This window comes from Pseudomonas sp. SWRI99, assembly GCF_014270125.1.
GTDB lineage: Bacteria > Pseudomonadota > Gammaproteobacteria > Pseudomonadales > Pseudomonadaceae > Aquipseudomonas > Aquipseudomonas hamedanensis.
Map to the genome: position 1 here is coordinate 109,400 of NZ_JABWQR010000007.1, position 12,884 is coordinate 122,283.

A 12,884-nucleotide genomic window follows, 5' to 3' on the forward strand; every position below is an offset into this window, starting at 1 on the left:
CATCAGCGTAGCCGCTCAGCCAAGAAACAGCTGATAAGCCGGGTTGTCGCTTTCGTCCCAGTACGGGTAGCCGATTTCAGCCAGCGCCGCCGGCACCAGATGACGCTCGTCATGGGGCACTTGCAGGCCGGCGACCACGCGGCCGTCCGCCGCGCCGTGGTTGCGGTAGTGGAACATCGAAATGTTCCAGCGCCCGCCGAGCTTGTTGAGGAAGTTGAACAGCGCGCCCGGACGTTCCGGGAATTCGAAGCGCAGCACCACTTCATCGACCACCTGCGCCGCGCGACCGCCGACCATATGGCGGATGTGCAGCTTGGCCAGCTCATTGTCGGTCAGGTCGATCACCGGGAAGCCCTGCTCGGTCAGGCTCGCCAGCAAGGCGCTGCGTGGGTCATTGTCAGGGTGAGTCTGCACGCCGACGAAGATGTGCGCTTCGCTGCCCGTGTTGTAGCGGTAGTTGAATTCGGTGATCTGGCGCTTGCCGATGGCCTCGCAGAAGGCTTTGAAGCTGCCGGCTTTCTCAGGGATGGTCACAGCGATGATCGCCTCGCGACCTTCGCCCAGTTCGGCGCGCTCGGCGACGTGGCGCAAGCGGTCGAAGTTGACGTTGGCGCCGGAATCGATGGCGACAAAGGTCTGGCCGCTGACACCGCGCTGCTCGACGTACTTCTTGATCCCGGCCACGCCCAACGCGCCGGCAGGCTCGGTAATCGAGCGGGTATCGTCGTAGATGTCCTTGATGGCCGCGCAGATCTCGTCAGTGCTGACGGTGATCACTTCATCGACGTAATCCTTGCAGATGTCGAAGGTGTGCTGGCCGATCTGCGCCACCGCCACGCCGTCGGCGAAGATGCCCACGGTCGGCAGGACAACGCGCTCACCGGCGGCCATGGCCGCTTGCAGGCAGTTGGAGTCGTCGGGTTCGACGCCAATCACCTTGATGTCTGGCCGTAGATATTTGACGTACGCGGCGATACCGGCGATCAGCCCGCCGCCGCCGACCGGGACGAAAATCGCGTCCAGGGGTTGCGGGTGCTGACGCAGAATCTCCATCGCCACGGTGCCCTGCCCGGCAATGGTGTGCGGATCGTCGTAGGGATGGATGTAGACGTAGCCTTTCTCGTCGACCAGTTTCAGCGAGTAGGCCAGCGCCTCGGGAAACGAATCACCGTGCAGCACTACTTTGCCGCCCCGCGAGCGCACGCCTTCAACCTTGATTTCCGGGGTGGTCTTGGGCATGACGATGGTGGCTTTGACGCCCAATACTTTTGCCGCCAGAGCCAGACCCTGCGCATGATTGCCCGCCGAAGCAGTGACCACGCCACGGGCGCGTTCTGCGTCGCTCAGTTGGGTCAACTTGTTATAGGCGCCGCGAATCTTGAACGAGAACACTGGCTGCAAGTCTTCGCGCTTGAGCCAGATGTCGTTGCCCAGCCGCTCGGAGAGCTGGCGAGCGTTGTGCAGCGGGGTTTCTACGGCAACGTCATAAACGCGCGAGGTGAGGATCTTTTTGACGTACTGTTCGAGCATCGGAAAGCATCACTGAGCGGGTTGGGCGGGACCGGGGAGTCTAACCCGGCTTTCAACCGGACGACCACACTAAACAGGTGGTTTTAAAGCATGGATCTCCATTGTGGCGAGGGAGCTTGCTCCCGCCCGGCTGCGCAGCAGTCGCAAAAACTGCGCACGCGGTCTTTCATAACGAATGGCGGGGACCGCTTCGCGCTCCAGCGGGAGCAAGCGCCCTCGCCACAGGAAGGTTTCCCCCCGCACCGCCGCGGGGCCTATAATGCCGGCCTTTCTGCCCACCCCTTGCCCGCTTCCGGAGCCCGCATGACCCAGGATCAACTCAAACAGGCCGTAGCCCAGGCCGCCGTCGACTTCATCCTGCCGAAACTCGACGACAAGAGCATCGTCGGCGTCGGCACCGGCTCCACCGCCAACTGCTTCATCGACGCCCTGGCCCAGCACAAGGGCGCGTTCGACGGCGCGGTCGCCAGCTCCGAAGCCACCGCCGCACGCCTCAAGGGCCATGGCATTCCGGTGTATGAGCTCAATACCGTCAGCGACTTGGAGTTTTACGTCGACGGCGCCGATGAAAGCGACGCGCACCTGAACCTGATCAAGGGCGGTGGCGCCGCCCTGACCCGCGAGAAGATCGTCGCCGCCGTGGCCAAGACGTTCATCTGCATCGCCGACGCCAGCAAACTGGTGCCAGTGCTCGGTGAATTCCCGCTGCCGGTGGAAGTGATCCCGATGGCGCGCAGCCACGTCGCTCGCCAATTGGTCAAACTCGGTGGCGACCCGGTGTACCGCGAAGGCGTGCTGACCGACAACGGCAACATCATCCTCGACGTGTTCAACCTGCAGATCACCAACCCGGTGGAGCTGGAAGCGCAGATCAACGCCATTGTCGGCGTGGTCACCAATGGCCTGTTCGCGGCGCGCCCGGCGGATTTGTTGTTGCTGGGGACCAGCGAAGGTGTGAAGACCCTCAAGGCTGAATAAATGTCTTCAGGCGGTGAAATTCCTCTGTAGGAGTGAGCCTGCTCGCGATAGCGGTCTGTCAGTCGACATCAATATCAACTGACAGACCGCTATCGCGAGCAGGCTCACTCCTACAAAGGTTTTGTGGTGTTGGTTAGTTTTGTGCAGGCTTTTTGAAGACGTAAAACAGATTCGGCTCGCTCACCAGGTACAACGTCCCGTCATCATCCATCGCAATCCCCTCGGCCTGCGGCACGGTTTTCTGCAAACCCTGACGCCCGCCGCTGATCGACATAGTGCTCAACGGCCGCCCGTCGACATCCAGCTCGATAATCAACCGCGATTCATCTGACAGCGCCAGCAGGTGCCCACTGCGTTCGTCGTACTGCAAGCTCGACAGATCACGCACGAACATCCCGGCATCACGCTTGGGGTTGTTGATCACGTGCACGGCGTAGGTTTTGTCCGGTTTGAAATGCGGAAAGCCGTGGACTTCATAGATCAGCATCGGGTCGCGCTCTTTCGCCACGAACAGCCGTTTACCCACTGAATCGTAAGCCAGCCCCTCAAAACCCTTGTTGCTGGCCATGTGCACGCCGAGCGTCATTTGCTCGGCATCCTCGGCATCGAGAAACGTTGTGTCGGCGTCGAGGTGGATCTTGATCAGTCGCTGCTGGCGCTCGTCGGTAATGACATAAGTGTCAGCGCTGATGTACTCCACCGCTTCCGGATCGCCAAAGCCGACCAGAGCAATGCGTCGCAGGATCTTGCCTTCCAGCGACAATTCGATCAGTTCAGAGTTTTTGTTGGTGACGGTGAACAGGCTTTTGCGCACCGGATCGTAGGTCAGCGCCGAGACGTCATCGTCGAGCCCGTCGATCGGCCGCGCCTCGATCGTCACCCGATACTGACCCAGCCCGATCGCCTCGCTGCTCAACGGCTGCCACAACGTGTGCAGGTTGAACCAGGCGCGCTCGAACAGGCGCAGGTATTGGCCGATCGCGATCAACGCGATCAGGGCGATTACCGACAAGAGGATGACCAGCGGTTTGGGACGGGCAAGTCGACGCATTCGGGCGGGCTCGGATTCAAAACAGGCCGATGAAATATCATGCCCGTCTGAATTGAAGCTTAATGGCCACTTGCCTGCCACGACAACCGCACAATTCCGCGATTGTTGTAGGGAAAGTTACTTGTGCTTTTCGAAACGGTAGAACAGGTTCGGCTCACTGACGATGTACAGGGTGCCGGCCTCGTCCATGGTCACGCCTTCGGCGCGGGGGATGGTGCCTTTCAAACCGTTGAAATTGCCGAGCAGGGTCATGAAGCTGACTTGCTCACCGGTCTCGTCCAATTCCAGCAACAAGTGCGAGTCGGCGGACAACACCAGCCAATGGCCGGTGCGCGGATCGACGGCCAACGCCGAAAGATTGCGGATATCCAACTCATCGCTGGGCAGTTTCTGCTTGTCCCCCGTCAACGTCTGGCTGCCATCGCTTTTCCAGGTGAACAGCGCCGGCGGCCGCTCTTCACCCAGCACCAGTTGCTGATTGCGCGGATCCCAAGCGATGGCTTCGAAGGCTTTGTTCTGGTCTTTCGACGGGCCGAGGTCGTATTTGGGGAAGTCGGCGATGTTCAGCTCGCGAGTCGCGGCATCGACCTTGACGATCGACAGCGTGTGTTGACGCTCATCGACGATCGCCAGCAGACCGTTCTCCATTACCGTCAGGCCTTCCGGATTGCTCCAGCCCACCAGCGGCATTTTGCGCAGCACCTCGCCTTGCAGGCTGAGTTCGGCGAGAAACGGATTTTTGCCCATCACTGAAAACAGGGTTCTGGTCTGCGGGTTGTAGGCCAGGTCCGAAGCTTCGTCTTTCTCCATGCCCGGCAGCGGCTTGGCATCGATCACCACTTGGTAGTCCGGCAGCCAGACGCTCTCCTTCTGCTCGGCCTTGCTCTCGAAGCGTTCCAGCACCCAGAGCACGCCGCGATCGTCCCAGTGCATGGCGAACGCCAGCCCATAGGCCGCAGCGATGATCAATAACAGCCAGGCGTACCAGCGCAGGGCGAAACGGGAGCGACGTGTGGGTTTCTGCTGAGTTTGAGAGGACATCAAGGGACGCGTTCCGAAAATTCAGGCTAAGGGTAATAGCACAAAGAGGCCGGCTCAGACGCCAGAATGGCGGAAATTATCCAAAGAGGATGTGAAAAAAACGGGAAATGGCGGGATTGGCGTGTTGGTTTGTGGGCCACAACACACAACAAAGGTGAAAGGGACAATTGTGGCGAGGGAGCTTGCTCCCGCTGGGGCGCGAAGCGGCCCCGCTTTTAATGAAACAGCAGGGGGCCTGCTGCGCAGTCCAGCGGGAGCAAGCTCCCTCGCCACGGATCCGCGAGTTAGCGCACGCTGCTGGTAAAGCGGCTCGCGCCCGGGAGTTCGAGGACGATCTCATCGCCGACGTTCAGCGGCCCGACACCCACCGGCGTGCCGGTCAGGATCACGTCACCGGCCTGCAGCGAGAAACAGCCGGCCATGTGCTGGATCATCGGCACGATCGGGTTGAGCATCGCGCTGCTGTTACCGTCCTGGCGCACTTCGCCATTGATGGTCAGGCGAATGCCAATGTCGGTCAGGTCGGCAAAGGTGCTGCCCACCACAAACGGGGCGAGTACCGCTGCGCCGTCGAACGATTTGGCGATTTCCCACGGCAGGCCCTTGGCTTTCAGCTCGGCCTGCTTGTCGCGCAGGGTCAGGTCCAGCGCCGGGGCGAAACCGGAAATGGCGTCGAGGACTTCTTCGCGGCTCGGCTTGGTCGACAGCGGCTTGCCGATCAACACGGCGATCTCCGCCTCGTAGTGCACCGAGCCGCGCTCGGTCGGAATGCTGAACCCGCCTTCCAGCGGCACCACGCAACTGCCCGGCTTGATGAACAGCAGCGGCTCGGTCGGGACCGGGTTGTCCAATTCCTTGGCGTGTTCGGCGTAATTGCGGCCAATGCACACGACTTTCCCGATCGGGAAGTGAATGCGCGTGCCGTCGACGTACTGGTGCTGATAGCTCATTTACCGACTCCTGCCTTCATTGATTCAACAGAGATTACCGATCAAACCGCAAAGATCTTGCCCGGGTTCATGATGCCGTTCGGGTCGAACACTGCCTTGACCGCTTTCATGTATTCGATTTCGACCGGCGAGCGGCTGTAGGTCAAGTAATCGCGCTTGGTCATGCCGACGCCATGCTCGGCGGAAATCGAACCGTTGTACTTCTCCACGGTTTCGAACACCCACTTGTTGACGGTCGCGCACTTGGCGAAGAACTCGTCCTTGCTGAGGTTTTCCGGCTTGAGAATGTTCAGGTGCAGGTTGCCATCGCCGATGTGGCCGAACCAGACGATTTCGAAGTCCGGGTAGTGCTCGCCGACAATCGCATCGATTTCCCGCAGGAAGGCTGGCACTTTCGAGACCGTCACCGAGATGTCGTTCTTGTAAGGGGTCCAGTGCGAAATGGTCTCGGAGATGTATTCGCGCAGTTTCCACAGGTTCTGCAACTGGGTTTCGCTCTGGCTCATCACGCCGTCCAGCACCCAGCCCTGCTCGACGCAATGTTCGAAGGTTTCCAGCGCGCTGTTGGCCACTTCTTCAGTGGTCGCTTCAAATTCCAGCAGGGCGTAGAACGGGCACTCGGTGCCGAACGGGGCCGGTACGTCGCCACGGCCGAGCACTTTGGCCAGGGCCTTGTCGGAGAAAAATTCGAACGCAGTCAGATCAAGCTTGCCCTGAAAGGCGTGCAGCACCGGCATGATCGAATCGAAATCGGCGGTACCGAGGACCATGGCGGTGAGGTTTTTCGGCGCGCGGTCCAGGCGCATGGTCGCTTCGACGACGAAACCCAAGGTGCCTTCGGCGCCGATGAACAGCTGTCGCAGGTCGTAACCGGTGGCGTTCTTGATCAGGTCCTTGTTCAGTTCGAGCACGTCGCCCTTGCCTGTGACGACTTTCATGCCGGCCACCCAGTTACGGGTCATGCCGTAGCGAATCACCTTGATTCCGCCGGCATTGGTGCCGATGTTGCCGCCAATCTGGCTGGAACCCGCCGACGCGAAGTCGACCGGGTAATACAAGCCATTTTCTTCGGCGACATTCTGCAGATGTTCAGTGACTACGCCCGGCTGGCACACGGCGGTGCGGTCGGTGAGGTTCACGTCGAGGATCTGGTTCATGTAATCGAACGAGACAACCACTTCGCCGTTGGCCGCCACCGCAGCGGCAGACAGCCCGGTGCGTCCGCCCGACGGCACCAGCGCGACCTTGCGCGCGTTGGCCCAGCGGACCACGGCCTGGACTTGTTCGATGGTCTTGGGAAACACAATGGCGCTCGGCGCCGGAGCAAAATGCCTGGTCCAATCCTTGCCGTATGCGTTCAGGGAGTCGGCGTCAGTCAAGACCTTGCCAGCTTCGACCAGGGACTTCAGTTCATCAATCAGCGCAGGATTGGTCATCGACAGAACTCTCGAACAATTCATGGTCATCCTGAGAACGCTTCACGTCGCAGGAATGAGTGTTTAGCGGGGTGGCTATGCTAGCATACCGACCCCGCAGGACAGTGCCCAAGGCCTGATCCGCGGTGACGGCATTCTTGTCGTCCGGGTCAGCGTCTGCTGGCTATCTCCTGCCATTTTTCTCCGGGATACAGGTTTACGCAGATGAGCAAGACTTCTCTCGATAAGAGCAAGATCAAGTTCCTTCTTCTCGAAGGCGTCCACCAATCGGCTGTCGACGTCCTCAAGGCGGCGGGCTACACCAGCATCGAGTACCACACCAGTTCTCTGCCGGACGCCCAGCTCAAGGAAAAGATCGCGGACGCTCACTTCATCGGCATTCGCTCGCGCACGCAACTGACCGAAGAGATCTTCGATCACGCGAAGAAGCTGGTCGCGGTCGGCTGTTTCTGCATCGGCACCAACCAGGTTGACCTCGGTGCGGCCCGCGAGCGCGGTATCGCCGTGTTCAACGCGCCGTACTCCAACACCCGCTCCGTGGCCGAGCTGGTGCTGGCCGAAGCGATCCTGCTGTTGCGCGGCATCCCTGAGAAAAACGCGTCCTGCCACCGTGGCGGCTGGATCAAATCCGCAGCCAACTCCTTCGAGATCCGTGGCAAGAAGCTGGGCATCGTCGGCTACGGCTCGATCGGCACGCAGCTGTCGGTTCTGGCTGAAGGCCTGGGCATGCAGGTGTTCTTCTACGACACCGTGACCAAGCTGCCGCTGGGCAACGCCACGCAGGTCAACAACCTGCACGAGCTGCTGGGCATGTCCGACATCGTCACCCTTCACGTTCCTGAAACTGCGGCGACCCAGTGGATGATCGGTGAGAAGGAAATCCGCGCCATCAAGAAGGGCGGCATCCTGATCAACGCCGCACGCGGCACCGTGGTCGAGCTGGACGCCCTGGCGGACGCGATCAAGGACAAGCACCTGATCGGCGCGGCCATCGACGTGTTCCCGGTGGAGCCACGCTCCAACGACGAAGAGTTCGAAAGCCCGCTGCGTGGCCTCGACAACGTGATCCTGACCCCGCACATCGGTGGCTCGACCGCCGAAGCGCAAGCCAACATCGGTCTGGAAGTGGCGGAAAAACTGGTCAAGTACAGCGACAACGGTACCTCCGTCTCGTCGGTGAACTTCCCGGAAGTGGCCCTGCCGGCTCACCCTGGCAAGCACCGCCTGCTGCACATCCACGAGAACATCCCGGGTGTGATGAGCGAGATCAACAAGGTCTTCGCCGAAAACGGCATCAACATCTCCGGTCAGTTCCTGCAGACCAACGAGAAGGTTGGCTACGTGGTCATCGACGTCGACGCCGAATACTCGGAGCTGGCGCAAGAGAAGCTGCAACACGTCAACGGTACTATCCGTAGCCGGGTTCTTTTTTAAGAACAGCTACAAGCCTCAAGCTACAAGCGGCAAGTGATGTTCGCTTTTGCTTTAACTTGAGGCTTTCAGCTTGAAGCTTGCAGCTGTAAAAAAGGGAGTCCCGAAGGACTCCCTTTTTTTATTTCACGTTTACGGTGATTTTTTCCGAAACGATCGATGGGTCGAACGGCATGTGGCCGCTGTCGCCGAGAATCAGCTGCAAGGTGTGCTTGCCCGGGGCCAGTTTGATCGTGGCTTCGGTCTGCGCCTTGCCGAAATGCATGTGGTGGGCGTCAGTCGGGATCGGCGCGCCTTCGGCCGGCAGGTCGTCGACGTCGATCAGCAGGTGATGGTGGCCGGTGTTTTTGGTGACGTCACCCGCCGGGGCCAGCGCGATGTTCTTGACGCCGAACTTGACCTTGAATTCCTGCGAGACGGTGGCCCCGTCCTCGGGAGAAACGATGAACACTTCAGCATCCTTGGGCGCCGGCGTTGCCGCACTGGCCAGCACCGAAACACCCATCAGCACACCGGCCAACGCTGCACGTGACATAAAGCTTTTCATTTTCTTCTCCAGTTTTTCCGTAAAATCCGCACGGTCATGACAACTTCATGACCATTCGTTGTCGAAGGCACTCGACAACCATAGCAAAGCGAGCCTGAATCAGAGCGTCGCGATAATGATTTCAAAGGAGTGACCATGCGTTTTCTGCCTGGCCTGATCTGCCTGCTACCCCTTCTGAGCCACTTGGCTCACGCCGAACTGATTGATGACGTCAACGACCGTGGCGAGTTGCGCATAGCCCTTGAGGCTAATACACCGCCGTTCAATTACAAGGAAGGCGACACACTCACGGGGTTCGAGGTCGAGCTGGGGCAACTCCTGGCCCGGGAGCTGGATGTGCGCGCCGACTTCATCGTCACCGACGAGGCCGATCTGCTCCAGGGCGTTGAAAGTGGCAAGTACGACGTCGCGCTCAATCACATAGCACTGACACCCGAACTCAAGGAACGTTTCGACGTCAGCACACCGTACGGCGAGGTCGATGGGCAACTGCTGGCGAAGAAAGACGAGACACGCCGGCCGATGGTGCTGGTGCAGGCGTTGACCGAAGAAAAGCCGAAAGCGCCGCAGTCGGTGGAACTGGCGATTCCGTTTCAGAAGGGCAACCCGGCGTTTCAGGCCAGCCTTGAGAGTGCGATGCAGCGGATCAAGGCCGATGGGCGGCTCGATGCGCTGACCGAGAAGTGGCTCACCGCCCCCCGGTAAACACAGAACCTCTGGGAGCGGGCTTGCTCGCGAATGCGGTATGTCGTTCGATAATCATTGACTGACACACCGCTATCGCGAGCAGGCTCACTCCTACACGGGATTTTCGGCGATCCTTTAGATGAGGGCTGCCAGGGCCTGCGCGGCTTGCGACAGCTCAAGCTCACTGAACACCTGAACCCCATGACGCTTGAGCAGCGCAGCCGTTACGCCTTCGCCGGAGACTTTCACTCCGCTGAATGTGCCATCGTAAGTCAGCAAATTCCCGCAAGAGGGACTGTTGGCCTTGAGCACCGCCACCCGAATACCGTGCTTTTGCACCAACTCTAGTGCTTGCCGCGCACCGTCGAGAAACTGCGCGCTGACATCCTCGCCATCGGTGGTGATCACTGCGGCCACGCCATCAAGCACCTCTGCGCCCTGCCCGCCGGGAATCTCCGCCGCGGCCCTCGGCGTCGGCAAACCACCCGCCACCTCAGGACACAGCGGCACTACGCGTCCTTCGGCAATCCATTGTTCAAGTTGATCGAACGGCCCACTGGCGCCACCGTCATAACGCACGCGATGGCCCAACAGGCAACGACTGACCAGAATCTTGTCCATGCTCAAAACGGCTCGTTGCCACGGCGACGGAACCATCCGGTCAGCGACAGCCGCTCGCGGTTGGCCGGCAGCACTTCGTGGGGCACTTCGCCGGAAAGAAACACCACCAGACAGCCGCCGGTCGGCTGCACGTCGTGCACGCGTCCGTCCTTGAGGTACATGCGCAACTGACCGCCATCCTCCGGCAGCCACGCCTCGTTGAGGTAAATCACCGCCGAGACCATGCGCCGGTCGTCATCGCGGAAGCGGTCGACGTGCTTGCGATAAAACGCGCCGGGTGGGTACAGGGCGAAATGGCATTCGAAGTCTTCAAGGCCCAAAAACAGGCCGCGATTGAGCGCTTCGCGCAGGCTGTCCATCAGGCTCAGATAACGGTCAGTGGCCTCGGCCTGGCCCGGGTCGATCCACTGAATGTGGTCGCCACGAATGCCCTCGCGAATCTCTGAAAACGGCCCGCGGCCGACCGCCGCCGGCGCCAGTTCACCCTCGGCTTCACGTTGACGGCACTCGGCCGCCAGCTCGCCGGTCAAACCGGCAGGCAGGAAAATGTTCTGCTGCGACCAGCCGTGTTCGGCCAGGTCGTCGACAATACGTAACAGCAGCGGGTGTTCAGAGGATATCGGCATGGCGCGCATAGTATGCCGGCGGCACCAAATCCGACAGAGCCGCGCGGCGCCTTGATACGAATTCTCGACAAGTACCGGCACCGCACGGAGAATAGTCGGCTGCTGACAGGAGTCCCTATGCGCCGTTTGCTTTTTTCACTGTTGATGTTCTGCGTTTTGCCTGCCTGGGCGGACGGCCACGATCAGCTCTACAAGGTCGCCGGCTGGCCAGAACAACGCGCGCATTTCAACGACGCCCTGAGCGCCGCCCAGCAGCGCTATCAGAACAGCCTGCCGCCGGCAGTGTTTCAGGCACTGGTGAACAATAGCAATCAGCGCTTCGCGCCCCAGGCCATGGATCAACGTGCCGAAGCGCAACTGCGGCAGAAACTCGCCGACCCGAAGCCGGCGCTGGCGTTCTTTCAGTCACCGCTGGGCAAGAAAATCGTCGCCGCCGAACTGCTCGCGACCCGCCGCGATCAATTGGCGAAAAATGCCAAGGGCCTGCCGAAAATGCAGGCCAGCGACACGCGTCTGCTGATTATCGGCCACCTCGCCCAGGCGCTGCCCGCGCGCGAGGCTGGCGCCGAAGTCAGCCTGGCGATTGCCGGCGTTGCGGCGGACAGTTTGAGTTCGATGATTCCGGGGTTGCTCGGCGGCGGTCAGGCCCAGGGCATGTTGAATGGTCAGCGTCAGCGCCTGATGGATCAGATTGGCGCCGATTTGAACAACACCCTGCTCTATGTCTATCGCGACTTGTCGGATGAAGAGCTGGAAGAGTTTGCGACGTTTGCCGAGTCGACCGAGGGCAAGGCTTACTATCAGGCGGCATTGGCGGCGATTCGGGCGGGGTTGGCGGTCGGGCAATGATCTTCATCGCCTGACAGACCGCCATCGCTGGCAAGCCAGCTCCCACAAGTTTCTGGGGCGCTCCATAGATTTTGATCAATGCAAAACCCTGTGGGAGCTGGCTTGCCAGCGATGGGGCCCTCACATTCGCTAGAGATTCCGGCCCCTGATCCGCTTGCTCAAGAACTCGAAATACTCCTCGCGCATCTCCGCCGTCTCATTGGCCAGATGATGGCGCGCCTCAGCCAGCAGCAGAATCTGCGGCCGGTCGAACTTCCATTTCAATACCTGCAGATTGTGCTGCCAGTCCACGGTCATGTCCGCCTGCCCCTGAATGATCAGCGGCCGTCGCGGACTTTTTCTGGCGTGCTCGACGCGAATGATCCAGCGCGACAGCGCGCCTACCCATTGCGTCGGCAGGCGCCGGGGCTGTAACGGATCGGCCTGCAAAAATGGCAAGAAGTCCGGATCGTTGGAGTTCTCGCTGAAGCGCCGCGCGACGCCTCGGACAAAGGGCCGCAGCAGGTAATAGCTCAGCTGCGACCAGCCCCACGCTCTTGGCCGCACCAGCGGCGCCAGCAAAATCACCTGGCCCTGCGCCGGACTGTGCTCGCCATGGTTGAGCAGGTGATCGACGACAATCGCGCCACCAGTGCTCTGCCCGCACAAATGCCACGGCTGTGGCAGCGCGATCGTATTGGCTTCGGCGAACAGCGCTTGCAGCATGTGCTGATATTCAGCGAAATCACGAATGCTCGCCCGTGGCCCGCTCGACAGACCATGCCCCGGCAAGTCGCAGGCGATCACGGCAAAATCCTGGTCCAGCGCCCACTCGATCACATGCCGATACAGCCCGACGTGATCGTAGTAACCGTGCAACAGAAACAGCGTGCCCTTGACCTTCTCCGGCCACCAGCAATGGCTGACCAGCTCGTAGCCATCGACCTCGAAACGGCCCATGCCGCGCCAGACATCGCGCTCGGCAAAGTCGGTTTTGTAGAAGCGCTGATAAGCCTTGGCCTCGTCCGATAACGGCTGCCACTCGGCCAAGGGCTTGAGGCTCGCGCGTAAATGATCGGGGTCGAAAGTATCAGGCATGCGGTCATTCCAAAGCGGTAAACAGACTTTATCGGCCTGCGATATTCATCTGTCGCGGCA

At 60.4% G+C, this 12,884-nt stretch carries 13 protein-coding genes; 4 read left to right on the forward strand and 9 right to left on the reverse strand.

From position 1 onward, the window contains the following. Positions 1-15 precede the first annotated feature (15 nt). Positions 16-1,530: a threonine ammonia-lyase, biosynthetic gene (ilvA, locus tag HU743_RS08005; RefSeq protein WP_186551246.1), complete on the reverse strand. Its 1,515-nt coding sequence runs from the start codon at positions 1,528-1,530 to the stop codon at positions 16-18. A 303-nt stretch (positions 1,531-1,833) separates the two neighbouring features. Between ilvA and rpiA the strand changes: the two genes are divergently transcribed. Further along, positions 1,834-2,508, forward strand: coding sequence for a ribose-5-phosphate isomerase RpiA (gene rpiA / locus HU743_RS08010; protein ID WP_007913886.1), 675 nt, complete (start codon positions 1,834-1,836; stop codon positions 2,506-2,508). Between the two features lie 133 nt (positions 2,509-2,641). Here the strand turns inward: rpiA and HU743_RS08015 are convergent, their stop codons facing one another. The 4 genes from HU743_RS08015 to HU743_RS08030 all read right to left on the reverse strand — a co-directional run bounded on the left by HU743_RS08015 (position 2,642) and on the right by HU743_RS08030 (position 6,986). Next, positions 2,642-3,559: an SdiA-regulated domain-containing protein gene (locus HU743_RS08015; protein ID WP_186648003.1), complete on the reverse strand. Its 918-nt coding sequence runs from the start codon at positions 3,557-3,559 to the stop codon at positions 2,642-2,644. A 117-nt stretch (positions 3,560-3,676) separates the two neighbouring features. Continuing rightward, the gene (locus tag HU743_RS08020) at positions 3,677-4,600 is read right to left on the reverse strand and encodes an SdiA-regulated domain-containing protein (RefSeq protein WP_186648004.1); all 924 of its coding nucleotides are present in this window, start codon (positions 4,598-4,600) and stop codon (positions 3,677-3,679) included. A 284-nt stretch (positions 4,601-4,884) separates the two neighbouring features. Continuing rightward, positions 4,885-5,550, reverse strand: coding sequence for a fumarylacetoacetate hydrolase family protein (locus HU743_RS08025; RefSeq protein ID WP_186648005.1), 666 nt, complete (start codon positions 5,548-5,550; stop codon positions 4,885-4,887). Between the two features lie 41 nt (positions 5,551-5,591). Next, positions 5,592-6,986 carry an FAD-binding oxidoreductase gene (locus HU743_RS08030; protein ID WP_186551250.1) on the reverse strand — a complete coding sequence of 465 codons (1,395 nt, stop codon included), beginning with the start codon at positions 6,984-6,986 and terminating at the stop codon, positions 5,592-5,594. Between the two features lie 204 nt (positions 6,987-7,190). On the opposite strand from HU743_RS08030, the gene serA reads away from it, so the two are divergent. Beyond that, a complete protein-coding gene (serA, locus tag HU743_RS08035) occupies positions 7,191-8,420 on the forward strand; it encodes a phosphoglycerate dehydrogenase (protein WP_186551251.1) in 1,230 nt (409 codons plus the stop codon). 118 nt (positions 8,421-8,538) lie between these two features. Here serA and HU743_RS08040 read toward each other — a convergent pair whose 3' ends face one another. Next, a complete protein-coding gene (locus tag HU743_RS08040) occupies positions 8,539-8,964 on the reverse strand; it encodes a DUF4399 domain-containing protein (protein WP_093097349.1) in 426 nt (141 codons plus the stop codon). A gap of 135 nt (positions 8,965-9,099) precedes the next feature. On the opposite strand from HU743_RS08040, the gene HU743_RS08045 reads away from it, so the two are divergent. Next, the gene (locus HU743_RS08045; protein WP_186648006.1) at positions 9,100-9,669 is read left to right on the forward strand and encodes a transporter substrate-binding domain-containing protein; all 570 of its coding nucleotides are present in this window, start codon (positions 9,100-9,102) and stop codon (positions 9,667-9,669) included. Between the two features lie 117 nt (positions 9,670-9,786). Here the strand turns inward: HU743_RS08045 and HU743_RS08050 are convergent, their stop codons facing one another. Then, positions 9,787-10,272 carry a DUF523 domain-containing protein gene (locus tag HU743_RS08050; RefSeq protein ID WP_186648007.1) on the reverse strand — a complete coding sequence of 162 codons (486 nt, stop codon included), beginning with the start codon at positions 10,270-10,272 and terminating at the stop codon, positions 9,787-9,789. Positions 10,273-10,274: 2 nt separating this feature from the next. Next, positions 10,275-10,907 (reverse strand): 2OG-Fe(II) oxygenase, encoded by a 633-nt coding sequence (locus HU743_RS08055; RefSeq protein ID WP_186551254.1) that lies wholly within the window; start codon positions 10,905-10,907, stop codon positions 10,275-10,277. Positions 10,908-11,015: 108 nt separating this feature from the next. On the opposite strand from HU743_RS08055, the gene HU743_RS08060 reads away from it, so the two are divergent. Next, positions 11,016-11,747: a DUF2059 domain-containing protein gene (locus tag HU743_RS08060; RefSeq protein ID WP_186551255.1), complete on the forward strand. Its 732-nt coding sequence runs from the start codon at positions 11,016-11,018 to the stop codon at positions 11,745-11,747. A gap of 129 nt (positions 11,748-11,876) precedes the next feature. Here HU743_RS08060 and HU743_RS08065 read toward each other — a convergent pair whose 3' ends face one another. Further along, entirely contained in the window at positions 11,877-12,824 is a 948-nt protein-coding gene (locus HU743_RS08065) for an alpha/beta hydrolase (RefSeq protein ID WP_186648008.1), read from the reverse strand. Between the last annotated feature and the right edge of the window lie 60 nt (positions 12,825-12,884).

Bases quoted from the DNA above. Each gene is read 5' to 3' on its own strand.
- serA (WP_186551251.1), top strand. From the start codon at position 7,191: ATGAGCAAGACTTCTCTCGATAAGAGCAAGATCAAGTTCCTTCTTCTC.
- HU743_RS08015 (WP_186648003.1), bottom strand. From the start codon at position 3,559: ATGCGTCGACTTGCCCGTCCCAAACCGCTGGTCATCCTCTTGTCGGTA.
- ilvA (WP_186551246.1), bottom strand. From the start codon at position 1,530: ATGCTCGAACAGTACGTCAAAAAGATCCTCACCTCGCGCGTTTATGAC.
- HU743_RS08025 (WP_186648005.1), bottom strand. From the start codon at position 5,550: ATGAGCTATCAGCACCAGTACGTCGACGGCACGCGCATTCACTTCCCG.
- HU743_RS08020 (WP_186648004.1), bottom strand. From the start codon at position 4,600: ATGTCCTCTCAAACTCAGCAGAAACCCACACGTCGCTCCCGTTTCGCC.
- HU743_RS08045 (WP_186648006.1), top strand. From the start codon at position 9,100: ATGCGTTTTCTGCCTGGCCTGATCTGCCTGCTACCCCTTCTGAGCCAC.
- HU743_RS08040 (WP_093097349.1), bottom strand. From the start codon at position 8,964: ATGAAAAGCTTTATGTCACGTGCAGCGTTGGCCGGTGTGCTGATGGGT.
- HU743_RS08060 (WP_186551255.1), top strand. From the start codon at position 11,016: ATGCGCCGTTTGCTTTTTTCACTGTTGATGTTCTGCGTTTTGCCTGCC.
- HU743_RS08030 (WP_186551250.1), bottom strand. From the start codon at position 6,986: ATGACCAATCCTGCGCTGATTGATGAACTGAAGTCCCTGGTCGAAGCT.
- HU743_RS08050 (WP_186648007.1), bottom strand. From the start codon at position 10,272: ATGGACAAGATTCTGGTCAGTCGTTGCCTGTTGGGCCATCGCGTGCGT.
- HU743_RS08055 (WP_186551254.1), bottom strand. From the start codon at position 10,907: ATGCGCGCCATGCCGATATCCTCTGAACACCCGCTGCTGTTACGTATT.
- HU743_RS08065 (WP_186648008.1), bottom strand. From the start codon at position 12,824: ATGCCTGATACTTTCGACCCCGATCATTTACGCGCGAGCCTCAAGCCC.
- rpiA (WP_007913886.1), top strand. From the start codon at position 1,834: ATGACCCAGGATCAACTCAAACAGGCCGTAGCCCAGGCCGCCGTCGAC.